General features: G+C 67.7%; 19 protein-coding genes. 15 read left to right on the top strand and 4 right to left on the bottom strand.

Annotated elements, in window-relative coordinates:
• Positions 1 to 91 precede the first annotated feature (91 nt).
• Positions 92 to 1,300 carry a porin gene (locus tag KBC94_RS13200; protein ID WP_294370775.1) on the bottom strand — a complete coding sequence of 403 codons (1,209 nt, stop codon included), beginning with the start codon at positions 1,298 to 1,300 and terminating at the stop codon, positions 92 to 94.
• Positions 1,301 to 1,575: 275 nt separating this feature from the next.
• Between KBC94_RS13200 and KBC94_RS13195 the strand changes: the two genes are divergently transcribed.
• Positions 1,576 to 2,043 carry an OsmC family protein gene (locus KBC94_RS13195; protein ID WP_294370664.1) on the top strand — a complete coding sequence of 156 codons (468 nt, stop codon included), beginning with the start codon at positions 1,576 to 1,578 and terminating at the stop codon, positions 2,041 to 2,043.
• A gap of 56 nt (positions 2,044 to 2,099) precedes the next feature.
• Here the strand turns inward: KBC94_RS13195 and coq7 are convergent, their stop codons facing one another.
• The gene (coq7, locus tag KBC94_RS13190; RefSeq protein ID WP_294370663.1) at positions 2,100 to 2,735 is read right to left on the bottom strand and encodes a 2-polyprenyl-3-methyl-6-methoxy-1,4-benzoquinone monooxygenase; all 636 of its coding nucleotides are present in this window, start codon (positions 2,733 to 2,735) and stop codon (positions 2,100 to 2,102) included.
• A 307-nt stretch (positions 2,736 to 3,042) separates the two neighbouring features.
• On the opposite strand from coq7, the gene KBC94_RS13185 reads away from it, so the two are divergent.
• From KBC94_RS13185 to KBC94_RS13135, 11 genes are all read left to right on the top strand, one after another.
• Positions 3,043 to 4,308: a porin gene (locus KBC94_RS13185; protein ID WP_114802247.1), complete on the top strand. Its 1,266-nt coding sequence runs from the start codon at positions 3,043 to 3,045 to the stop codon at positions 4,306 to 4,308.
• Between the two features lie 298 nt (positions 4,309 to 4,606).
• Positions 4,607 to 5,587, top strand: a complete 981-nt coding sequence (locus KBC94_RS13180; protein ID WP_234194470.1) for an ABC transporter permease — start codon at positions 4,607 to 4,609, stop codon at positions 5,585 to 5,587.
• Between the two features lie 43 nt (positions 5,588 to 5,630).
• On the top strand, positions 5,631 to 6,914 hold the full coding sequence (locus KBC94_RS13175; protein ID WP_294370661.1) for a M20 aminoacylase family protein: 1,284 nt from the start codon (positions 5,631 to 5,633) through the stop codon (positions 6,912 to 6,914).
• Between the two features lie 40 nt (positions 6,915 to 6,954).
• Positions 6,955 to 8,529 (top strand): ABC transporter substrate-binding protein, encoded by a 1,575-nt coding sequence (locus tag KBC94_RS13170; RefSeq protein WP_294370660.1) that lies wholly within the window; start codon positions 6,955 to 6,957, stop codon positions 8,527 to 8,529.
• 143 nt (positions 8,530 to 8,672) lie between these two features.
• On the top strand, positions 8,673 to 9,584 hold the full coding sequence (locus KBC94_RS13165; protein ID WP_294370659.1) for an ABC transporter permease: 912 nt from the start codon (positions 8,673 to 8,675) through the stop codon (positions 9,582 to 9,584).
• 17 nt (positions 9,585 to 9,601) lie between these two features.
• On the top strand, positions 9,602 to 10,672 hold the full coding sequence (locus KBC94_RS13160) for an ABC transporter ATP-binding protein (RefSeq protein WP_294370658.1): 1,071 nt from the start codon (positions 9,602 to 9,604) through the stop codon (positions 10,670 to 10,672).
• Entirely contained in the window at positions 10,669 to 11,709 is a 1,041-nt protein-coding gene (locus KBC94_RS13155) for an ABC transporter ATP-binding protein (RefSeq protein WP_294370656.1), read from the top strand. Before KBC94_RS13160 ends, KBC94_RS13155 begins: the two co-directional genes overlap by 4 nt.
• Before the next feature lie 119 nt (positions 11,710 to 11,828).
• The gene (locus KBC94_RS13150; RefSeq protein WP_294370655.1) at positions 11,829 to 12,860 is read left to right on the top strand and encodes an ABC transporter substrate-binding protein; all 1,032 of its coding nucleotides are present in this window, start codon (positions 11,829 to 11,831) and stop codon (positions 12,858 to 12,860) included.
• Entirely contained in the window at positions 12,861 to 15,059 is a 2,199-nt protein-coding gene (locus KBC94_RS13145) for an iron ABC transporter permease (protein ID WP_294370654.1), read from the top strand.
• A gap of 31 nt (positions 15,060 to 15,090) precedes the next feature.
• Entirely contained in the window at positions 15,091 to 16,140 is a 1,050-nt protein-coding gene (locus KBC94_RS13140) for an ABC transporter ATP-binding protein (RefSeq protein ID WP_294370652.1), read from the top strand.
• A 223-nt stretch (positions 16,141 to 16,363) separates the two neighbouring features.
• Positions 16,364 to 18,328, top strand: a complete 1,965-nt coding sequence (locus KBC94_RS13135; protein ID WP_294370650.1) for a 5'-nucleotidase C-terminal domain-containing protein — start codon at positions 16,364 to 16,366, stop codon at positions 18,326 to 18,328.
• Between the two features lie 10 nt (positions 18,329 to 18,338).
• Here KBC94_RS13135 and zwf read toward each other — a convergent pair whose 3' ends face one another.
• Complete coding sequence (gene zwf, locus KBC94_RS13130) at positions 18,339 to 19,805, bottom strand: glucose-6-phosphate dehydrogenase (RefSeq protein ID WP_294370648.1); 1,467 nt, start codon at positions 19,803 to 19,805, stop codon at positions 18,339 to 18,341.
• Between the two features lie 149 nt (positions 19,806 to 19,954).
• Here zwf and KBC94_RS13125 point away from each other — a divergent pair, with 149 nt between their 5' ends.
• Positions 19,955 to 20,593 carry an HAD family phosphatase gene (locus KBC94_RS13125; protein ID WP_294370646.1) on the top strand — a complete coding sequence of 213 codons (639 nt, stop codon included), beginning with the start codon at positions 19,955 to 19,957 and terminating at the stop codon, positions 20,591 to 20,593.
• A gap of 36 nt (positions 20,594 to 20,629) precedes the next feature.
• Here KBC94_RS13125 and KBC94_RS13120 read toward each other — a convergent pair whose 3' ends face one another.
• Positions 20,630 to 21,310, bottom strand: a complete 681-nt coding sequence (locus KBC94_RS13120) for a lipocalin family protein (protein WP_294370644.1) — start codon at positions 21,308 to 21,310, stop codon at positions 20,630 to 20,632.
• A gap of 131 nt (positions 21,311 to 21,441) precedes the next feature.
• Between KBC94_RS13120 and tal the strand changes: the two genes are divergently transcribed.
• Positions 21,442 to 22,395: a transaldolase gene (tal, locus tag KBC94_RS13115; protein ID WP_294370642.1), complete on the top strand. Its 954-nt coding sequence runs from the start codon at positions 21,442 to 21,444 to the stop codon at positions 22,393 to 22,395.
• Positions 22,395 to 23,945: a glucose-6-phosphate isomerase gene (gene pgi, locus KBC94_RS13110; protein WP_294370640.1), complete on the top strand. Its 1,551-nt coding sequence runs from the start codon at positions 22,395 to 22,397 to the stop codon at positions 23,943 to 23,945. The genes tal and pgi overlap by 1 nt, the downstream gene beginning before the upstream one ends.
• Positions 23,946 to 24,013 lie beyond the last annotated feature (68 nt).

The following is a 24,013-nucleotide window of genomic DNA, read 5'->3' as shown; positions in this document are numbered from 1 at the left end:
GCAGCCAGCAGCGCAACTAGCGCAAAAAGCCACCCGGCTCTGGCTGGGTGGCTTTCAAGAGTCTTCGACAACTGGCTCACGCCAGCTTGCATCAGAAGGAGTGGCGAATACCCAGGTCGTAGCCGACCGAGGTCTTCGGCGTATAGCCTCCGACGGCGGTGCCGTTCGTGATCGACACCACGGTCGGAGCCGTGATGCTGTTTGAGCCTGCACTGAAGTTGGCGCCGTTCTTGTTCTTGATGTAAGCCACGGTGGCGTACAGGGCGGTGCGCTTGCTCAGGTTGTGCACGTAGCCCACTGCCAGTTGATCGGCTTTGGGTGGGCTGTAGCTGAGGGTGGAGAGCGGGTTTTGGTCCGTCTTGATCTTCACGTTGCCATAGGAGGCTTTGATCACGCCTGCGCCGACCGGAACGGTCACGCCCAGCAGATAGCCATCCAACTTGGTCGCAGGATTGAACAGGGGTGCGTTTTCGGAGTAGTCGATCACGCTCTTGGTGTTCTGGTACTGGGCAAACAGCTTGGCGGCGCCGAAGTCGTAGCTGCCAGCCAGGCTGAAGTTCTTGACCAATGCGTCGGCTCCCAGGGCGTACGACGATTTGGCGTTTTGCTCGCCGTACGAAAGGGCGACATCCACGGGACCGTTGGCATAGCCAAAGCGGCCGCCCCAGTACCGGCCGCCCCGGCTGTTGTCGTTCAGGCTGCTTTGGATGGCACTGTCGTACTTGCCTTGCTCATGGAATGCGTACTGCAGTTGACCGTAGAAGCCTCCCAGATTGGCGGGCAGGAAGTAGCCGATCGAGTTGTTGCTTCGCACGTTGTTGGCTTCGAACGCGGTCGCGGCGCGCTGAACCAATGCAGTACCCGCGCCGTTCGTGCCGAACGGATCGAACACGGTCAGGTTCCAGAACGTGGGCTTGTAATCACGTCCCAGGCGTACTTCACCGAAGGGGCCCGACAGGCTCACCGTTGAGCGACGCTGGAAACTGAGGCCGCTGGCGGTACCGTCGTCGTTCGACAGCGCACCTTCCAGCCAGAAGCTGGCTGCGAGTCCGCCCCCGAGATCTTCTGTGCCGCGGAAGCCCAGACGGCTGGAACTGTTGGCGGAGTTGTTCAAGCCGGTCTTGCTGGCCTTAGCCGTGCTGGGCAGCAATGCGTACGCCAGAGGGTTGGCCATCAACGTCAGCGGGTCCTGAATCAGCTCACTTTTGTTGGAAACACTGCTGATCGAGGCATCCACAATGCCGAACAGGGTCACCGACGATTGGGCCGAGGCCACACCGGCGACAGCCAGGGCAGCCAGAGCAGCTAGGGTTGTCTGCGACCTCCTAGAGTGGCTGCACCTCGCCCGAAACCGCAAGGCAAAGAAAAAAGCCCCGAATCTTGCGACTCGGGGCCAAATCCACCAATTGGGAGGGTGGAGGAGACAACTGGTGCACACCCTGAGGTATGCGTTGGGATAAAGTATAGCAAAGCAATGCTGCATCGCAACAAGCTGGTGATGCGGAAGCGCAACATTTCTACAGATGCGAGCCACGCCGTGAGCAGTTCACGGCGGTGGGCCAGGAACTCTTACAGATGGAATGCACAGTCAGTTGGACCGGCCACGCCGGGACGCGCTCATCCATGGGGTTTGTTGCCGAGACGGGTAGTGGTCACGTCTTAACCATGGACGGGGCGCCGGACGCTGCACGGCCTGAAAACGGGGGGCAGAATCTCGCCCCGCGGCCGATGGAGACCGTCCTGGCGGGAACTGGGGGATGCACCGCCTACGACGTCGTCATGATCCTTCGCCGCGGACGTCATCAGGTGGAAGGCTGCAGCGTGCGCCTCACCAGCGAACGCGCGCAAAAGGATCCCAAGGTCTTCACCAAGATCCATATGCACTTCACGGTGACCGGCCGTGCGATTCCGGAGGCGGCCGTCGAGCGGGCGATCTCGCTGAGTCATGAAACCTACTGTTCAGCCAGCATCATGCTGGCCAAGACAGCTGAGATCACCACGAGCTATGAGCTTGTGGACAGCTCTGGAGCCGCCTCGTCCTGAGATATCGCGTTCACTGGCGCCTGCCGCGCTACCGGTCGGCGAGGCGCAGGGCATGGTCAGATTCGATGGGCGACGGTGGTCATGACACGCGCGGCCGCGCGCATGAGCCCCTTTGCCGGGGCCGGCAACGGTAGCCCGCCCGCCTCTTCTGCCCAGGCTGCATGAGCGGCTTCGTCCGCCTTCATGCGGGCGACTACCGCGCGGGAGGCGACATCACCGGCGGGCAGACGACTCAAATGGCCGTCCAGATGCGCCTCGACCTGCCTTTCCGTCTCATTGACGAAGCCCAGACTCCACCGGTCACCCAAACGACCAGCGATCAGCCCCAGTGCGAAGGCGCCGCTGTACCAGAGGGGATTCAGCAGTGAGGGTCGAGCGCCGAGCCTGTCCAGGCGCTCGCGCGTCCAACTAAGGTGATCCGTTTCCTCCTGTGCCGCCCGCAGCAGTTCCTGCTTTAGTAACAGGTCTGCGGTAGTCGCCGCCTGCGCACTGTAGAGTGCCTGTGCGCATACCTCGCCCACATGGTTGACGCGCATCAGCGCGCCAGCCTCCTTGCGTTCGGCGGCGGACAACGGTGCTTCGGAACCCACCACGGCTTGGGCGGGAGATGGCGTGCTGGCGCGTGGGCTACCCCAGATCGTGCGCAGCGCGCTATCCACAGCGTTGATACAAGCATCGACAGATGAACTCATGTCGCCATTGGAACGCATCCCGCGGGCGTCTTGCTTGCAGCAAGGTTTCGATGCTTTTCTCTATATGAAACTCCCATGTTCTAGGCGCGAGCGGGAGTGCACCCTGACCTTGTTGTACTGCTGCAACGAAACGCGGAGCCCTCTCCAGATTTGGCCCAATTTGCTTTGCCGTGGCGCCGAGCGTCTGGTGCAATAGCGACAACTTCCCAAAAGGAGGTTGGCCCGGGGCCCGGCGGGAGCACAGCATGTGCCAGCGCGGTGAACCCTTCGCACCGGCGCCCTATGTTTAACCTTGGAGAAACTTGCAATGAAAAAATCTCTAGTTGCTCTGGCTGCCCTGGCTGTCGCCGGTGTGGCCTCGGCCCAATCGTCGGTGACCCTGTTCGGTATCGTTGACGCTTCCGTGAGCGGCGTGTCGAACAAGAGCGAACTGGTGACCAACCCCGCGGTTCTGCTGGCCAACCCGTTCGCCTACGCGTTCCTGCCCCAGTCGACCTCGGTGAGCAAGACCGGCCTGAACAACTCGGCCAACAGCTCCAGCCGTCTGGGCTTCCGCGGTGTGGAAGACCTGGGTGGCGGTCTGGCTGCCAGCTTCTGGCTGGAAGGCGCGCTGTCGAACGACGACGGCACCGCCAGCGGCTTCAACTTCCAGCGTCGTTCCACCGTGAGCCTGTCGGGCCCCTTCGGTGAAGTGCGTCTGGGCCGTGACTACAAGCCGACGTTCTGGAACCTGACCGTGTTCGATCCGTTCGGCACGAACGGCGCCGGCACCGCCCTGGTGCAGCGCGCCATCAGCGGCAGCACCGCTCTGCCTGGCATCGAAACGTCGAACGTTCGCGCCAACAACAGCGTCGGCTACTTCCTGCCCCCGAACCTGGGTGGTTTCTACGGTCAGGCGATGTACAGCTTCAGCGAGCAGACGAAGTACGACAACTTCCTGCAAGCCAGCGCCAACAACAACAGCCGCGGTGGCCGTTACTGGGGTGGCCGCTTCGGCTACGCCAACGGTCCCCTGGACGTCGCTGTGGCCTACGGCGAGCAGATCAACACGTCGAACTTCGCAGTCGGCACCAACAACCTGTCGAAGAACTTCAACGTCGGCGGCAGCTACGACTTCGGCGTCGCCAAGCTGTTCGCTCAGTACGTGAACGTCAAGGGCACTGTTGACTACTCGGGCGGCAACCAGCCCCTGTTCAACCCCGACACGAAGCTCGACGGCTACCTGCTGGGCGTGACCGTGCCGGTCGGCGCTGGCCAGATCAAGGCTTCCTACGGCCACGTGAAGACCAAGGTCGACCAGAGCCCCCTGGTGTACCTGACGAACCCGTTCTTCACGTACAACGCTCCGAAGGCTGACCAGCTGGCTCTGGGCTATGTTCACAACCTGAGCAAGCGCACCGCCCTGTACGCCACCGTGGCCTACATCAAGAACAAGAACGGCGCCGACTACAGCGCTGGTTCGGGCAACATCACGGCTCCGTACGTTGCCACGTTCACCAACGCCTTCGGCACGGGTACCTACCTGCCGAAGAACTCGGTGGGCTACGACTTCGGTATCCGCCACTCGTTCTAATCCGATGCTGGCGAAAGCCAGCTGACGATGAAGTTCGACAAAGCCACCCGGTGCAAGCCGGGTGGCTTTTTTCATGGCCGCGGGCCTTCGCTGTCTTCGCTGGAGCGTCGATTTCACGGGGTGTTGCGGCGCACTGCCGAAGCGCTGGTCGCCCCCCGTCGGCGCTGCGCGCCCTAGTGCTTTCCATGAACCAAAACGGGGCGCTGGGCGCGGTGTTTGGTCTTATGCTCCCTGCGGCCGGGATGCGGTCTGGGCATGTCCTTTGCTCTGCATCCTGCTTCGAGGAATTTCCCCACGCATGCTCGCCTTCGTCCTGCGCCGCCTCATCCAGGCCGTCATCGTCATGGTGGCGGTGGCCTTCATCGCCTTCCTGCTCTTCCAGTATGTGGGCGATCCGGTGGTCTTCCTCCTGGGGCAGGATGCGACGCCCGACCAGATCCGCGAGCTGCGGTCTGCACTCGGCCTCGATCAGCCCTTCTTCGTGCAGTATTGGCACTTCCTGATCAACGCGGCCCAGGGCGAGTTCGGCCTGAGTCTGCGCCAAGGTGCCAAGGTGTCCAGCCTCATCGCCGAGCGCTTCCCTGCCACATTGGAACTGGCGCTGGTTGCAGCAGGACTCGCGTTGCTGCTGGGCATTCCGATGGGCGTGTATGCGGCACTGCGCCGCGGCAGCTTCATGAGCCAGATGTTCATGACGCTGTCTCTGTTGGGCGTCTCGCTGCCCACCTTCCTGATCGGCATCCTGCTCATCCTGGTGTTCGCGGTGCATCTGGGCTGGTTCCCCAGCTTCGGGCGAGGCGACGTGGTGCAGATCGGCTGGTGGCGGACAGGCCTGCTCACGCTCGACGGCTGGCACCACCTGGTGCTACCGGCCGTGACGCTGGCCATCTTCCAGCTCACGCTGATCATGCGGCTGGTGCGTGCCGAGATGCTCGAGGTGCTGCGCACCGACTACATCAAGTTCGCGCGGGCGCGGGGCCTGTCGAACCGTGCCATCCATTTCGGCCATGCGCTCAAGAACACGCTGGTGCCGGTGATGACCATCACCGGGCTGCAACTGGGGGGGCTGATCGCCTTCGCCATCATCACCGAGACCGTGTTCCAGTGGCCCGGCATGGGCCTGCTCTTCATCCAGGCCGTGACCTTCGCCGACATCCCGGTGATGGCGGCCTACCTTTGCCTCATCGCGTTGATCTTCGTCGTGATCAACCTGGTGGTGGACCTGCTCTATTTCGCCGTCGATCCGCGGCTGCGCGTGGGCAAGGCGGGCGGCCATTGATCGGCCAGCGCGAACCCTTTTGCCGCGCAGCGATCCTTCAGCCATGACTACACAACGCCTGTACGCGAACGGCCGGGCCTTCGAGCACATCGCCCGCTTCCATCCTGAACTCACCGCCTTCCGGCGCGACCTGCACGCGAACCCAGAACTGGGCTTCGAAGAGGTCTATACCGCCGGCCGGGTCAAGGCCGCCCTGCAGGCCTGCGGCGTGGACGAGATCCATACCGGCATCGGCAAGACCGGCGTGGTCGGCGTCATCCGCGGCCGCTCGACGGCCAGCGGTCGCATGATCGGCCTGCGCGCCGACATGGATGCGCTGCCGATGAAGGAGGACAACGACCTGCCCTGGTGCTCCGGTAAGTCGGGCCTGATGCACGGCTGCGGCCATGACGGGCACACGGCCATGCTGGTCGGCGCGGCGCGCTACCTGGCCGAGACGCGCCACTTCGACGGTACCGCCGTGCTGATCTTCCAGCCGGGCGAGGAAGGCTTCGCCGGCGCCCGCGTGATGATCGAGGACGGGCTGTTCGAGCGCTTCCCCGTCGATGCCGTCTATGCCATGCACAACTGGCCGGCCCTGCCGGCCGGCACCATCGGCATCAACCGCGGCGCCATGATGGCGGCGGCGGACCGCATCACCATCCGCATCACGGGCAAGGGCGGCCATGGCGCGCATGCCTACCTGACGGTCGATCCGGTCGTGGTGGCGGCCCACATCATCACGGCGGCGCAGACCATCACCTCGCGCAACGTGCGGCCCATCGACGCCGCTGTGGTCAGCCTTTGCGCCGTGCAGGCGGGCGACCTCGATGCCTTCAGCGTCATCCCCGGCACCGCCACCTTGGTCGGCACCGTGCGCACCTTCAGCTCGCGCGTGCAGGCGCAGGTCGAGCAGCGGCTGCGCGAGCTGTGCACGCAGGTGGCCGCGGCCTTCGGCGCCACGGCCGAGCTGACCTACGAACGCATCTACCCCGCCACCATCAACACGGCGCCCGAGGCGCAGTTCGCCGCCGACGTGGCGGCTGCCATCGTGGGCGAGGGCAATGTCGACCGCCATCTCGAGCCCAGCATGGGCGCCGAGGACTTCTCCTTCATGCTGCAGAAGAAGGCCGGTGCCTATCTGCGCCTCGGCCAGGACGCCCGCGGCGGCGCCTTCCTGCACAACAGCCGCTACGACTTCAACGATGACATCCTGCCCCTGGGCGCCGCGCTGCATGCGGGCCTGGTGGAACAGGGCATGCCCCTGGCCGGTGAAGTCGGCCGGGGCGCCGAGGCCGTCGCCACCCGCGCGGCCTCAAAAGACAGGGCCGCCACCGCGGCCCGATGACCGACCGTCCCGAGCCTTGACCAACCCGAGGAGTGATTCCATGAGCTTCAAGAAAAAAGCCGCTGTCGCGGCCGTGCTGGCTGCGGCCAGCCTGATCGCCAGCGCCCAGACGGTGCGTATCGCCAACCAAGGCGATGCGCTGTCGCTGGACCCGCATTCGCTCAATGAGTCGCTCCAGCTGTCGGTGGACCTGAACGTCTACGAAGGCCTCACCGACCGCAACAAGGACCTGAGCCTGGCGCCATCCCTGGCCACCTCCTGGAAGCAGACGGCGCCCGACACCTGGCGCTTCGAACTGCGCAAGGGCGTGACCTTCCATGACGGCACGCCTTTCACGGCCGACGACGTGATCTTCAGCATCGCCCGCGCGGGCGGCGACGGCTCCGACGTGAAGGCCAAGGTCAACGACATCCAGGAAGTGCGCAAGGTCAACGACCATGCCGTGGACATCGTCACCAAGGGCCCCTTCCCGATCCTGCCCGACGTGCTGTCCGACCTCGCCATCATGAGCAAGAAGTGGTGCGAGGAGAACAAGGCCGAGAAGCCGGTGGATCGACGAAAGGGTATCGAGAACACCGCGTCCTTCAAGGCCAACGGCACGGGTCCCTTCCGCGTGCGCGAGCGCCAGCCCAACGTCCGCACGGTATTCGTGCGCAACATGAACTACTGGGGCAAGATCGAAGGCAATGCCCAGGAAGTGATCTTCACGCCCATCGCCAACCCGGCCACCCGCGTTGCGGCCCTCGTCTCCGGCGAGGTGGACGTGATGGAGCCGGTGCCCGTGCAGGACATCGCCCGCATCAATGCGAGCCCCAGCGCGCGCGTGGTGGTCGGCCCCGAGCTGCGCACGATCTTTCTGGGCATGGACCAGAAGCGCGACGAACTGCTGTACTCCAACGTGAAGGGGAAGAACCCCTTCAAGGACAAGCGCGTGCGCCAGGCCTTCTACCAGGCCATTGACATCAACGGCATCCAGAAGACGGTGATGCGCGGCGCCTCCCGTCCCACGGCGCTGATGGTGGGCCCCGGCATCAATGGCTGGACCGAGGCGCAGGACAAGCGACTGCCCTACGACCCCGAGGCCGCCAAGAAGCTGCTGGCCGATGCCGGCTACCCCAGCGGCTTCGAGGTCACGATGAACTGCCCCAACGACCGCTACGTCAACGACGCACAGGTCTGCCAGGCAGTGGCGGCCAACCTGGCGCGCATCGGTGTCAAGATCAACCTTGCGGCCGAGACCAAGGGCACCTACTTCCCCAAGATCCTGCGCCGCGACACCAGCTTCTACCTGCTGGGCTGGACGCCCACCACCTACGACTCGCACAACGCGCTGGACGCGCTGATGCGCTGCCCCAACGACAAGGACGGCAGCGGTCAGTTCAACCTGGGCGCCTACTGCAATCCCAAGCTCGACGAACTGATCGGCCAGATCAAGTCCGAGACCGACAAGGCCAAGCGCCAGGGCCTGATCGAAGCGGCCTTCAAGATCCACACCGACGACATCGGCCACCTGCCGCTGCACCAGCAGTCGCTAGCCTGGGGCGTGAGCAAGAAGGTGTCGCTGACCCAGCGGGCCGACAACTTCATGCCCTTCAAGTGGATCAGCATCAAGTGACCGGCCGGGCGTGAGGGCAGCCAGCGGCTGAACATCACGTACGCACCGCCCTGGCCGTGCAGAACGATGGCCAGGGCGGCACGCACTTCGCTTGGCAGGGTGACGGGCGCCGGATTCGCCCCTTGCCCATTACCTCTCCCCCGATGAAGAACACGCTCCTCCGTTGGCTCGACAGCGATGTCGGCCACAGTTTCAGGACCTCGCCCGTGGCGGTGGCCGCGGCGGTCATCGCCTTCGTCTGCATCTTCTGCTCGGTGTTCGCCGGCTGGGTGGCGCCGCACAACCCCTTCGATCTTGCTTCGCTGGAGCTGGGCGATGCGCGGCTGCCGCCGGCATGGAGCGAGGGCGGCAGCAGCAAGTACCTGCTGGGCACCGACGACCAGGGACGCGACATCCTCTCGGCGCTGATCTACGGCGCGCGCATCTCGCTGGTGGTGGGCGTGGTGTCGGTCATCCTGTCGGTGGTGGTGGGCGTGCTGCTGGGCCTGCTCGCGGGCTTCCTGGGCGGCTGGCTCGATGCCTTCCTGATGCGGCTGTGCGACGTGATGCTGTCCTTCCCGCCCATCCTGGTGGCGCTGCTGATCGCGGGCGTGGGGCGTGCGCTCTTTCCCAATGCGCACGAGTCGCTGGCCTTCGGCGTGCTCATCATCTCGATCTCGCTCACGGGCTGGGTGCAGTACGCGCGCACGGTGCGCGGCTCCACGCTGGTGGAGCGCAGCAAGGAATACGTGCAGGCGGCGCGCGTCACCGGCGTGGCGCCGCTGCGCATCATGCGGCGGCATGTGCTGCCCAACGTGACCGGGCCGGTGCTGGTGCTGGCCACCATCCAGGTGGCCACGGCCATCATCACCGAGGCCACGCTGAGCTTCCTGGGCGTGGGCGTGCCGCCCACCTCGCCCTCGCTGGGCACGCTGATCCGCGTGGGCAACGACTACCTGTTCTCTGGCGAGTGGTGGATCACCGTCTTTCCCGGCGCCATGCTGGTGCTGATCGCGCTGTCGGTGAACCTGCTGGGCGACTGGCTGCGCGATGCTTTAAATCCCCGGCTGCGGTGAAAGAAGGACATACCGCCATGAGCCTTCTTCAGGTCAAGAACCTCGTCGTCGAATTCCCCGGCCGCCGCGGCACGCTGCGGGCGCTGGACGACATCTCCTTCGACATCGCGCCGGGCGAGATCCTGGGTGTGGTGGGCGAGTCGGGCGCCGGCAAGTCGCTCACGGGCGCGGCCATCATCGGCCTGCTGGAGCCGCCGGGCCGCGTGGCCAGCGGACAGATCCTGCTGCAGGGCCAGCGCATCGACAACCTCGGCTATGAGCAGATGCGCCATATCCGCGGCCGCAAGATCGGCGCGATCTTCCAGGATCCGCTCACCTCGCTGAACCCGCTCTACACCGTGGGCCGGCAGTTGGTGGAAACCGTCCGCGCGCACCTGCCCGTGACCGAGTCCGAGGCCAAGCGTCGCGCCATCGCGCTGCTGCAGGACACGGGCATCCCGGCGGCCGAGCAGCGCATCGACCACTATCCCCACCAGTTCTCCGGCGGCATGCGCCAGCGCGTGGTGATCGCGCTGGCGCTCGCGGCCGAGCCGCAGCTGATCGTGGCCGACGAGCCCACCACCGCGCTGGACGTGTCGATCCAGGCGCAGATCATCCAGCTGCTCAAGCGCCTGTGCCGCGAGCGCGGCGCGGCCGTCATGCTGATCACCCACGACATGGGCGTGATCGCCGAGACCTGCGACCGCGTGGCCGTGATGTACGCCGGCCGCATCGCCGAGATCGGCCCCGTGCACGAAGTGATCCACCAGCCCGCGCATCCCTACACCGCCGGGCTGATGGCGTCGATCCCGGAGATGGACAGCGACCGCGAGCGGCTGAACCAGATCGACGGCGCCATGCCGCGCCTCAATGCGATTCCCCAGGGCTGCGCCTACAACCCGCGCTGCCCGCGGGTGTTCGACCGCTGCCTGCAGCAGCGGCCCGAGCTGATGGCCGCCGGCGCCACGCGTGCCGCCTGCTGGCTGCACGACGGGACCGATCCGCACCGTGGTCATGACCGTCTGGCCGCCCAGCATGCCGCCGCGGTGGCGCACGGCGAACGGGCCACCCCCGACGCCGCCACGCCTGTCCAGGAGATCGACGAATGAGTGCCGCGTTCGTGCCTTCCGCAAAAGCCGACGCGGCCGCCGGCACGGCGCCGCTGGTCGTCGCCCATGACCTGGCCCGCACCTTCGACGTGTCGGCCCCCTGGCTCAATCGCGTGCTGGAGCGCAAGCCCCGCACGCTGCTGCATGCCGTCGACGGCGTGAGCTTCGAGATCGAGCGCGGCAAGACGCTGGCGCTGGTGGGTGAATCGGGCTGTGGCAAAAGCACCGTCGCCCGCCTGCTGGTGGGCCTGTACGAGCCCACGCGCGGCGGCATGCGCTTCGACGGCCAGGATGCGCATGCGGCCTACCGTACATCCGCCGGACGTCAGCTGCGTCGGCGCATCCAGATGATCTTCCAGGACCCGTACGCCAGCCTCAATCCGCGCTGGGTGGTCGAGGACATCATTGCCGAGCCGCTGCGCGAGCACGGCATCCTGCGCGAGAAGGCGCCGGTGCGCGAGCGCGTGGGCGAGCTGCTGCGCTCGGTGGGCCTGTCGCCGCTGGACATGACCAAGTACCCGCACCAGTTCTCGGGCGGGCAACGCCAGCGCATCTCCATCGCCCGGGCGCTGGCCACGGCGCCCGAGTTCCTGGTCTGCGACGAGCCCACTTCGGCCCTGGACGTGAGCGTGCAGGCGCAGGTGCTCAACATCATGAAGGACCTGCAGCGCGAGCGGGGCCTGACCTACCTGTTCATCTCGCACAACCTCGCCGTGGTGCGCCATGTGAGCGACCAGGTGGGCGTGATGTACCTGGGCCGGCTGGTGGAGCTGGCGAACAAGGCCGAGCTCTTCGCGCAGCCGCGCCATCCGTACACGCGCATGCTGCTGGACGCGATCCCGCAGATGCATGCGACCGGCCGCTCCCGTACGCCGGTGCAGGGCGAGGTGCCCAATCCGCTCAATCCGCCCACGGGCTGCGCCTTCCACCCACGCTGCCCGCATGCCAACGCGCGTTGCTCGGCCGAGCGGCCGGCGTTGCTGTCCATCGGCGGCGTGCGCGTGGCCTGCCACGCGGTGGAAGAGGGGCGCATCTGATCCGTTGAGCGCGGGGGCGCCGCGCCAGCGGTAGTTCCACCGATGCCCGTCGCGGGGTGGGGGCGTAAGGTCGGTAGCCCGGTCCGGCGACGCCGGGCCCTTCTCTTTCCGGAATCAAGATGCTCCGACAACAACAGACCTTCCGCCGCGCCTTCATGGCGGCGGCCCTCGCCACCGCCGCATCGGCCGCCAGTGCCCAGCAGGTCAACGTCATCTGCTCCGTGCAGGCCGACTGGTGCAACATGATCGCCACCGTCTATGCGCGCACCACCGGCGTCAAGATCAACTTGGCGCTCAAGGGTTCGGGCGAGGCGCTGGCCCAGCTGATCGCCGAGCGCGACAACCCCAAGACGGACGTCTGGTTCGGCGGCACGGGCGATCCGCACCTGCAGGCCGCCGAGCAGAACCTCACGTTGGAATACAAGTCGCCCACGCTCACGCAGCTGTACCCCTGGGCGCAGCAGCAGGCCCAGCAATCGGGCTACCGCACGGTGGGCATCTACTCCGGCCCGCTGGGCTTCGGCTACAACACCGAGCTGCTGGCCAAGAAGAAGCTGCCGGTGCCGCGCAGCTGGGCCGACCTGCTCAAGCCCGAGTACAAGGGCGACATCCAGGTGGCCAACCCCGCGTCCAGCGGTACGGCCTACACCATGATCGCGACGCTGGTGCAGCTGATGGGCGAGGACAAGGCTTTCGAATACCTCAAGGGCCTGCACAAGAACGTCTCGGCCTACACCCGTTCCGGCACCGCGCCGATCAAGGCGGTGGCGCGCGGCGAGACCGCGGTGTCGATCAGCTTCGTGCACGACGCGCCGCAGGAGAAGATGCAGGGCTTCCCGGTCGAGACGGTGACGCCCGCCGAAGGCACCGGCGCCGAGATCGGCTCCATGAGCATCGTGAAGGGCGCCCGCAACCTGGAGCAGGCCAAGAAGTTCTACGAATGGGCGCTGACGCCCCAGGCGCAGGCTTTCGGTGCGGCTTCCAAGCAATACCAGCTGCCGTCGAACAAGGCCACGGTGGTCGACCCCAACGTGCCCGACTTCAAGAAGATCAAGCTGATCAACTACGACTACAAGACCTACGGCGCCAGCGCCGAGCGGCGACGCCTGATCGCCCGCTGGGAAAAAGAAGTCAACTCGCTGCCCCGCTGAGTGCGCGCCCCCCGTTCGAACGCGGCGGCCTGGTCGTGCATCGCGATCGGGCTCGTCGCCTATGCGCTCTTGCCCTGGTATGCGATCCAGGACACCAGCTGGTGGCAGGCGCTGCCCGGCATCTGGCGTGAAGGCGATGCGGCCGATGGGCTGATCCAGGCTGCGAAGCAGGGGCGGCCATGGCTCTTCGCGGGCCTGGCCGGACTGGTGCTGTGCATGATCGGCTCGAGCCTGGCGCCAGGCCGCGCCCAGGGCCGTTGGTGGCTGGCGGGCGGCGGCCTCGGCGCGCTGGCGCTGGCCGTGTCGGGTCTGGCCATCGGCGCGCGCGGCTGGAGCTTCGCCGCACTCAACACGCTGTTCGGCGAACTGCAGGTCAACCAGTTCGGCATCGGCATCGGCGGCTTCGTCGTCTTCGCGATGCTTGTCGTGCTGGCCGCCTTCGGGCTCGCGCGGCTGGGCTTCTTCCGCGGCGACCTGTTCGTCTCCGCGGCCGTGGTGGGCTGTGGGATGGTGCTGCTCATGTTCATCGGCTGGCCGGTGGGCAAGGCGCTGTCGGCGGCCTTCTTCGACGAGGACGGGCATGCGTCGCTCGCTGCCTTCGGCGCGCGGGTGTTCACCGAACGCATCTGGGGCCTGGGCTGCGTCGGCGGCGGCACGAGCTGCGGCGTGGCCTGGAACACGCTGCTGCTGGCCCTGCTGACGGCCGCCGGCACCACCTTCCTGGGCACGCTGATCGCGCTGATGGCCGAGCGCGGCGCACGCCGCTGGCAGGGGCCGCTGAAGGTGGTGGCGCTGCTGCCCATCATCACGCCACCCTTCGTGGTGGGGCTGGGGCTGATCCTGCTGTTCGGCCGCGCGGGCGTGGTCAATCAGGCGCTTGAAGCGTGGTTCGGCATTCCTGCCACGCGCTGGTTCTACGGCCTGCCCGGCATCCTCACGGCGCAGCTCTTCGCCTTCACGCCCATCGCCTTCATGATCATGCGCGGCGTGGTGCAGGGCATTGCGCCCAGCCTGGAAGAGGCGGCCCTGATGCTGCGGGCCGACCGCTGGCGCACCTTCCGCACCGTGACGCTGCCGCTGCTCAAGCCCGGGCTGGCCAATGCCTTCCTGGTGGGCTTCATCGAGAGCATCGCGGACTTCGGCAACCCGGTGGTGGTGGGCGGCCAGTATTCGGTGCTCTCCACCGACATCTTCTTCGCCATCGTGGGGGCGCAGTACGACCAGGGCCGGGCGGCCTCGCTGGCGTGGGTGCTGACCCTCTTCGCGCTGCTGGTGTTCGCGGTGCAGCGTGGTCTGCTGGGCCGCCAGAACTTCACCACCGTGAGCGGCAAGGGTGACTCCGGCGTGCCCATGCCGCTGCCCACGGGCGTGCTGCGCACCGTGCAGTGCGTGGCGCTGCCGTGGATCGGCTTCACCGTGGTGGTCTACCTGTTCGCCTTCGCAGGCGGCTTCGTGCAGACCTGGGGGCGCGACTACACGCTCACGCTGCAGCACTTCCGCACGGCCTTCTCGCTGGAGTGGGGCCAGTTCGGCCTGGTGTGGGCGGGCACGGCGTGGAACTCGCTGTGGACCACGCTCAGGCTGGCGGGCCTGTCTGCGCCGCTGACGGCGGCGCTGGGCCTGCTGATCGCCTGGCTGCTGGCGCGCAACGAATTCAAGGGGCAGGGCGCCTTCGAGTTCGCCGCGCTGCTGGCCTTCGCGATTCCGGGCACGGTGCTGGGCGTGAGCTACATCCTGGCCTTCAACGTGCCGCCGCTGGAGCTCACGGGCACGGGCCTGGTGATCGTGCTGTGCTTCATGTTCCGCAACCTGCCGGTGGGCGTGCGGGCGGGCACGGCCGCCTTCAAGCAGCTCGACCGCTCGCTGGACGAGGCCTCGCTCATGCTGCGGGCCTCCACCGCGCAGACGCTCATGCGCGTGGTGCTGCCGCTGCTCAAGCCGGCGCTGGTGGCCGCGCTGGTCTACAGCTTCGTGCGGGCCATGACGACGGTGAGCGCCGTGATCTTCCTAGTCACGGCCGAGAACGAACTGGCCACCACCTACATCATCGGCCGCGTGGGCAACGGCGACTACGGCGTGGCGCTGGCGTACTGCACGGTGCTGATCGTGCTGATGTCGCTGGCCATCGCCTTGATCCAGCTGCTGGTCGGCGAGCGCCGGCTTGGACGCCGCAAGGTGGCGCCACCTGTCGCCGCATGACGCGCGCAAAAGAAACACGGAATACGCACAGATGAGCGACGGCATCGAATTTCGCAACGTCACCAAGCGCTACGGCAGCGACGCCAATGCGCCGCTGGCGGTCAAGGGCATCAGCTTCGAGGTGCCCAAGGGCACGCTGACCACCATCCTCGGCCCCTCGGGCTGCGGCAAGACCACCACGCTGCGCATGATTGCGGGGCTGGAGTCGCCCAGCTCGGGCCAGATCCTCATAGGCGGGCGCGACGTCACCACGCTCGGCCCGGCCGAGCGCAACGTGTCGATGATGTTCCAGAGCTACGCGCTCTTTCCGCACATGAACGTCATCGAGAACGTGGCCTACGGCCTGCGCATGAGCCGCGTCGCCAAGGCCGAGGTGGCCGCGCGCGCCCGCGAGGCGCTGCGCGGCGTCGGGCTGGTGGGCTTCGACGAACGGCTGCCCAGCGAGCTGTCTGGCGGCCAGCAGCAGCGGGTGGCTTTGGCGCGCGCGCTGGTGCTGGAGCCGGCGGTGCTGCTCTTCGACGAGCCGCTGTCCAACCTGGACGCGCGCCTGCGACGCGAGATGCGCGAGGAGATCCGCGCCATCCAGCAGCGGCTGCAACTCACCGTGGCCTATGTGACGCACGACCAGGGCGAGGCGCTGGCCGTGAGCGACCAGATCATCGTGATGGACCATGGCGTGATCGCCCAGCGCGGCACGCCCCAGGCGCTCTACAACCAGCCCGAGAGCGAATTCGTGGCCGGCTTCATGGGCGAGGCCATGGTCTTCGCCGGCGAGGTCGAGGCCGATGGCCGGGTGCGCCTGGGACCGATCGCCTGGTCCGCGCCCCAGCCGCTGCCCGCCGGCCCGGTCAAGCTGGCCGTGCGGCCTGAAGCTTGGCAGATCGGTGCGGCCGACGGCCTGCCGGCGGTGTGTGCCAAGGCTGCGTACCTGGGTCATGGCTACGAATACAGCTTCGACACCCCCCTGGGGCCGGTCTTCGTGCTGAGCGGCCATGCGGGACAGCCGATCGCGCAGGGCGAGCGGACGCAACTGGCGCTCGGGCGCCAGGGCGTGTCGGTCGTCCGCACCGCAGCGGCCTGAGCGCCCGCCCGGGCGCTCCTGAACGCGCGCTTGTCTCGGGAGGGGCCGATGCGCCTCCCGCGCCGCCTTCATGTGTGCGGCGCCCGGCCGCGACAATCGCCACTCGTCCGGCACCGCATCCGCCATGCGGCGCCAATCCCCTGTCGGTGTTCCCCGCTTCATCGCTTCGTCATCCGGGCGCCCCAGCATGCACGGCTGCAACAACGAAGGACGGGGAACTTCCATGGATCGAACTGTGATCGGCACACTCGCGGCCGCCGTCTGCCTTGGCCTTGCGGGCTGTGGCGGCGGCGCTTCCACCCTGCAGATCGGCAGCGCGACGCCGGTGCCTGCAGCGTCGGCACCAGCGCCAGCGCCCGCGCCGGCCGCGGCGCCGGCGCGGGCACCGCTCGAACTCACGCTGCTGCACATCAACGACCACCATTCCAATCTGGCGGCCAAGACGCGCACGCTGCAACTGCAGGCGGGCGACGCCACGCGCAGCACGGTCAGCGTCGAGGCGGCGGGATTTGCGCGCGTGACGGCCGCCATGAACCAGCTGGCGGCCGGCAAGGCCAACGTGCTCAAGCTGCATGCGGGCGATGCGCTCACCGGCACGCTGTTCTTCAACCGTGCCGGCGCCGACGGCGAGGCCGACGCGGCGCTGATGAACACCGTCTGCTTCGATGCCTTCACGCTGGGCAACCACGAGTTCGACAAGGGCGACAGCGGCCTCAAGAACTTCCTGGACCTGCTGCGCCAGGGCCGCTGCAAGACGCCCGCGCTGAGCGCCAACGTCGTCTTCGGCGCCAATTCGGCGCTCAACCCGGCGCGCGCGCCAGGCGCCGTGCAGCGGTCCACCGTGGTCGAGCGCAGTGGCCAGAAGATCGGCATCGTCGGCCTGACCATCGCGGGCAAGACCAAGGCCTCCTCCAGCCCCGACGCCGACACCACCTTCGAGGACGAGACCATCGCCGCGCAGCGCGAGATCGACCGCCTGCGCGCCCAGGGCATCGACAAGATCGTGCTGATGAGCCATATCGGCTACGAGTACGACCTGCAGGTGGCCAAGGCGCTGTCCGGTGTGGACGTGGTGGTGGGCGGCGATTCGCACACGCTGCTCGGCCCCGACGCCCTGACCGCGCTGGGCGTGGGCTCGCCCGCCGGCGCCTACCCCACGCAGATCACCAACAAGGACGGCAAGCGCGTCTGCGTGGTGCAGGCCTGGGAATACGCGCAGGTGGTGGGCGAGCTCAAGGTCAGCTTCGACGCCAACGGCGACGTCACGGCCTGCAGCGGCACGCCGCATGTGCTGGTGGGCGACAACTACACGCTCGCCGGCAAGGCGCCCACCGATGCCCAGCGCAAGGCCATCCAGGCCGACGTCGCGGCCACCAACGGGCTGCTCTACACCGTGGCGCCCGATGCGACTGCCAGCGCCGTGCTCAAGCCCTTCGCCGACCGCATCGAGGTCTTCAACAAGACCGACGTGGCCGTGGCGGTCGACGAGCTGTGCTCGCGCCGCGTGCCGGGCGGCGCCGGCACGGTCGACTATTCGCGGTCCAGCAGCAGCTGCAACACGCTCGGCAGCGTGTCGCTGCGTGGCGGCGACATCCAGCAGCTGGTGGCGCAGGCCTACCTGGAAGTGGCGCAGAAGAAGTACGGCGGCGCCGACATCTCGCTGCAGAGCGGCGGCGGCGTGCGCATTTCGCTCGTGCCCGGCAAGGTGACTGCGGCGCAGGTGATCCAGGTGCTGCCCTTCGGCAACATGCTGTTCCGGCTGGACATCACTGGTGCGGAGGTGAAGGCGATGCTGGAGGACGGGCTCGACGCGGTCTACGGCACCGGCGGCACGACCGGCCCCTATCCCTACACCGGCGGCCTGCGCTTCGACGTGGATGCGCGCCTGGCCAAGGGCGCGCGCACCAGCAACATCGAGGTGCGCGACGCGAAGACCGGCGCCTGGGCCGCACTGGACGCCAGCAAGACCTACAAGCTCTTCGTGCTGAGCTTCAACGCCAACGGCGGCGATGGGTACAAGACGCTGGCCGCCGTGCCCGCGGCGCGGCGCCTGGACATCGGCGTGCTCGATGCCGACGTGTTCATGGACTACATCCAGTCGCAGGCCAGGGACAGCGTCACCGGCCTGCCGGCGTTGAAGAAGCTGCCGGTGGAGCTCTACAGCACCAAGAGCTACCAGGCGCCCTGAGCGCCTGCCCCTACTGCTCTTCGCTCCAGGCCAGCCCGTCGCGCGCGATCATGGCGCTGCTCGCGCTTGGCCCCCAGGTGCCGGCGGCGTAGGGGCGGGGGCCGCTGTCGTTCTGCCAGGCCTCGATCAGCGGCTCGACCCAGCGCCAGGCCTCTTCCTGCTCGTCGCTGCGCACGAAGAGGTTGAGCCGGCCGTCGATCACGTCCAGCAGCAGCCGCTCGTAGGCGCCGACACGCTCGGTGCCGAAGCGCTGGCCGAAGTCCAGGTCCAGTTGCACGGTGGCCAGCGGCTGGGTGCCGTCGCCGCTGCGCTTGCGGCTGTTCTGGGCCTGCGCCAGCAGGTGCAGCTCCAGCCCGTCCTTGGGTTGCAGGTTGATCACCAGCTTGTTGGCACTGGCCCCGGCCGGCGCGCGGAAGATGGCGTGCGGCGTGGGCTTGAAGTTGACCTCGATGCGCGCATCGCGCGAGGCCAGGCGCTTGCCGGTGCGGATGTAGAAGGGCACGCCGGCCCAGCGCCAGTTGGCGATCTCGGCGCGCAGGGCGACGAAGGTCTCGGTGCGGCTGGCCGGGTCGATGCCCGGCTCCTGCAGGTAGCCCTGCACCCGCTCGCCGTAGGCGGTGCCGGCGGTGTACTGGCCCCGTACCGCGTGCATGCCGATGGACTCGGGCGTCCAGGGCTTGAGGGAGCGCAGCACCTTGAGCTTCTCGTCGCGCAGCGCGTCCGCATGGGCATTGATGGGCGGCTCCATTGCCACGGCGCATAACAGCTGCAGCGCATGGTTCTGCACCATGTCGCGCAGCGCGCCGGTCTGGTCATAGAAGGCGCCGCGTTTTTCCACGCCCAGGTCCTCGGCGATGGTGATCTCGATGCTGGCGATGTACTCGCGGCGCCACAGCGGCTCGAACAGCGCGTTGCCGAAGCGCATGGCGAACAGGTTCTGCACCGAGGGCTTGCCCAGGTAGTGGTCGATGCGGAAGACCTGCTCTTCCTTCAGCACGCGGCCCACGGCAGCGTTGATGGCGCGGTTGGAGGCGAGGTCATGGCCCAGCGGCTTCTCGAGCACCACGCGGGTCTTGGGGCCGCCCAGGCCGGCGGCGGCGATGCGCTCGACGGTCTGGGTGAAGAGCGAGGGCGCGGTGGCCAGGTACATCACCACCGTGTCGGCATCGCGCTGCTGGAGCGTCTGCGCCAGGCGCTCGTAGTCCGCCGGCTTGGACAAGTCCATGCGCAGGTAATGCAGCAGGTCGGCGAACTTCTCGAATTCCTCCGGGCTGGGCCGCTTGGCGCCTTCGACGGCCTTGAAGCGGGACTGGATGAGTTCGCGGTACTGCGCATCCGACAGGTCATCGCGCGCCACGCCGATGATGCGGCCACCGGCCGGCAGGCTGCCGTGGCGGAAGGCCTGGAAGAGGGCGGGCATCAGCTTGCGCCAGGCCAGGTCGCCGGTGCCGCCGAAAAGAACGAGGTCGAAACTCATGGGGCAGAACATGCGCGCTGCGCGCGCGGTGGATGCGGGGCCCCGACTGTAAGCGGCGCGCCACATGCCGCATCCACGGATGTACGCCGCATGACGGGTCTTGCTGGCTTGCTGGCCAGGGCCTGCAGAGGGCGGACGACAATCGCGCCATGAACCTGGTCTTCGATCTCGGCGGCGTGCTCATCGACTGGCAACCCGCCGATCACCTGAAAAAGCACTTCCCGCAGCGGGCGGCCGACGACGCCTCGGCCCATGCGCTGGTCCGGGCCTTCTTTCACCATCAGGACTGGCTGGATTTCGACGGCGGCTTGCGGGAAGCCGAGGACGTGGCGGCGCGCACCGCCCAGCGACTCCAGCTTCCGCCGGATGCGGTCAGAGAACTGGTCGTGCCCTTGGGCGAGATCCTTCAGCCCGTGGCCGTCACCGTCGACATGCTGGCCCGGCTGGCCGAGCAGCGCGACGCGGGCGCGTCGCTCAAGCTCTATTACCTCTCGAACATGCCGCTGCCCTACGCGCGGGCGCTGGAGCGTCGCCTGCCCGAACTGTTCGGGCGCTTCGACGGCGGCGTGTTCTCGGGCGACGTCAAGCGCATCAAGCCGAATACCGAGATCTTCGAATTGCTGGCGTGGCGTCATGGTCTGGTGCCTGCCGACACCCTGTTCATCGACGACTCGGTGCCGAACGTGGAGTCGGCGATGGCCCTGGGCTGGCAGGCGCTGCACTGCACCTCGCCGGCTGCGCTCGCTGCGCAACTGCCGCGGATGGTGGACAAGGCGCTTGGCACCTGAGCACGTGCCGCGGGCCTGGGCGCTTGCGTGGCCCGCTCAGGCGGGCGCGTCCTGCGCGCCGCTTCGCACGACCTGGTCGATGTCGAAGCCCAGCGTGCGGGCGTAGTCCAGTTCGGTGGCCAGGCTCGCCTCGTCGAGGTGCTGCACGCGCGAGAGCACCCACAGGTAGTCGCGCTTGGGCGTGCCCACCAGCGCCACCTGGTAGTCGCGGTCGAGCTTGAGGATCCAGTAGTCGCCCCACACGACCGGAAGCCAGCGCAGCCATGCGGGTGCGAAGCTCACCGCCAGACGGCCGGCGCCGGGCAGGCCTGCCACGCGCACGGCGTGGGCGATGCCCACCGACTCGTCCACCTGGCCGTCCTGCCGGAGGCAGCGGTTGCGCACCTCGACCGTGCCGTCCGGCAGCGGGGTGTATTCAGCCGACACGGTACCGCCGCAGGCCTTCTCGAAACGGTTGGGCAGCCGGGCCTGCTCGTACCAGACGCCCGCATAGCGCTTGAGGTCCACCGGCGCGACCACCTGGAGCGGTGCGCGCATCAACGGGGCGCCGTCCGCGGGGCCGGCGGGCAACTGCCGGCGGCGGGCCCACTTCAGGCCCGCCATGGCGGCGATTCCGCCCACGCAGAAGGCGGCCGCGAGCAGCGCGATGCGGTGGCTGGTGGCGTGGTCGTTATCGAGGGCCTGGCTCTCGCTCAGGTCGTGGCCGGTACGGCTCATGGGGTCTCCCGGTGAGTGGATCGGAACAGCATGACAACTTAGCGTCCCCGGCGCGCGTGGCCTGTCAGCCACCAGCCAAAAGCCGCGTGCGCACGCGGGTTGCGCCACAGTCGCGCGACATAATCGTTTGCATGAACCAACTCGACGCCCTCCGCCAATGGACCACCGTGGTCGCCGACACCGGTGACTTCCGTCAGCTCGCCCAGTTCAAGCCGCAGGACGCGACCACCAACCCGTCGCTGATCCTGAAGGCGGTGCAGAAGCCCGAGTACCGGCCGCTGCTCGACGAGGCCCTGTCGCGCCATGCCGGCCGGCCGCTGGACGAGATCGTGGACCGGCTGCTGGTGCGCTTCGGCTGCGAGATCCTGGCGCTGGTGCCTGGCCGGGTGTCGACCGAGGTGGACGCGCGCCTTTCCTTCGACACCACGGCCACCGTGGCCCGTGCACTGCGGCTGGTCGATCTGTACAAGGCCGAGGGCATCGACGTCGAGAAGCGGCTGCTGATCAAGATCGCTGCCACCTGGGAGGGCATCGAGGCCGCGCGCGAGCTGGAGGCCCGTGGCATCCACACCAACCTGACGCTCCTGTTCTCCTTCGCCCAGGCCGTGGCCTGCGGTGCGGCGGGCGTCAAGCTCATCTCGCCCTTCGTGGGCCGCATCTACGACTGGTACAAGAAGAGCGCTGGCGGCAGCTGGGACGAGGCCGCCAATGCCGGCGCCAACGACCCAGGCGTGAAGTCCGTGCGCCGCATCTTCGACTACTACAAGCGCCACGGCATCGCCACCGAGGTGATGGGCGCGAGCTTCCGCAACGTGGGCCAGATCGGTGCGCTGGCCGGCTGCGACCTGCTGACCATCAGCCCCGAGCTGCTGGCCGAGCTGGCCGCCAGCGAGGCACCGCTCGCGCTGGCCCTGGACGCCGCCTCGGCGCGCGACCGCGCCGACATCCCCAAGGTCACGCTCGACGAGCCGGCCTTCCGCTTCGCGCTCAACGAAGACGCCATGGCCACCGAGAAGCTGGCCGAGGGCATCCGCGGCTTCACGGCCGATGCGGTCAAGCTCGACAAGCTGATGGGAGCCGCCTGATGCCCGTGCGCTGCGAGCAGACGCCCGCCTGGGCCCGCCTCCAGGCCCTGCGTGCAGAGCGCCAGGGCTTCGACCTGCGCCAGGCCTTCGCCGGCGATGCCAGCCGCGCCGCTGGCCTGAGCCAGGAGGCGCCGAACATCTTCGCGGACCTGTCCAAGAACCTGATCGACGCCGAGGTCGAGCAGGTCCTGCTGCAGCTGGCCGCCGACTGCGGCCTGGAAGCGAAGCGGGCCGCGCTCTTCGCCGGGGAGCCGATCAACAGCACCGAAGGCCGCGCCGTCATGCACTGGCTGCTGCGCACGCCCGCCGGTGCCACGGGCCTGGCCCCGGCTGCCGCAGCCGAGCTGCCGGCGGTGCACGAGACGCTGGACGCCATGCTGACCTACGCCGAGAAGGTGCGGTCCGACCACACCATCACCGACGTGGTCAACATCGGCATTGGCGGCTCCGACCTCGGCCCGCAGATGGCCGTGCTGGCGCTGGCCGAGCAGGTGGCGCCGGGCAAGCATTTCCACTTCGTGTCCAACGTGGATGGGCATGAACTGGCCGGCGTGCTCAAGGGCCTGGCGCCGGAGCACACGCTGTTCCTGATCGCCTCCAAGACCTTCACCACGGCCGAGACCATGGCCAACGCCCAGTCGGCCAAGCGCTGGTACGAGCAGTCCGGCGGCACCGACATCGCCGGCCACTTCGCGGCGCTCACCACCAACGTCGATGCGGCGCGCGCCTTCGGCATCGACACCACCTTCGGCTTCTGGGACTGGGTGGGCGGCCGCTATTCGATGTGGTCGGCCATCGGCCTGCCCGTCGCGCTGGCTGTGGGGGCCGAAGGCTTCCGCCGTCTGCTGGCGGGTGCCCATGCCATGGACGAGCATTTCCGCACCGCGCCGTTGGCCCACAACCTGCCGGTGCGGCTGGGCCTGCTGGATGTCTGGTACCGCAACTTCCTGGGCTTCACCAGCCGCTGCATCGCGCCGTACCACAGCGCGCTGCGCCGCGTGCCGGCCTACCTGCAGCAGCTGGAGATGGAAAGCAACGGCAAGCAGGTGGACCAGGACGGCCGGCCGCTCGCCGTGGGCACCTCGCCCGTGCTGTGGGGCGAGCCGGGCACCAACGGCCAGCATGCCTACTTCCAGATGCTGCACCAGGGCACGGACGTGGTGCCGCTGGAATTCGTGGCCGTCCGCCAGCCGGCGCATTCGCTCGAAGGCCACCATGCCAAGCTGCTCGCCAACGCCCTCGCGCAGGCGCAGGCGCTGATGGTGGGCAAGGCCGACGCGGGCGGGCATCGCAACTTCCCCGGCAACCGGCCGAGCAGCTTCTTCGTGCTGGACGAGCTTACGCCCGAGTCGTTGGGCGCCTTCATCGCCATGTACGAGCACCGGGTGTTCGTCAGCGGCGCGATCTGGGGCATCAACAGCTTCGACCAATGGGGCGTGGAGCTGGGCAAGGTACTGGCCAAGGACCTGGAGCCGCGGCTCGCCAGCGGCGACGTGCAGGGGCTGGACGCCTCCACGGCCCAGTTGCTGGGTCGGCTGAAACAGGGCTGATCACGCCGCTTTCCCTTCCTCGGCCCGGGCCTGGCGTCCGGGCCGAAGTCCGTCTGGCGACGCCTGCG

This window comes from Pseudacidovorax sp., assembly GCF_017991995.1.
GTDB lineage: Bacteria > Pseudomonadota > Gammaproteobacteria > Burkholderiales > Burkholderiaceae_C > Xenophilus.
The sequence above is the reverse complement of the archived record's forward strand: the minus strand, read 5'-3'. Positions and strand labels throughout refer to the sequence as shown.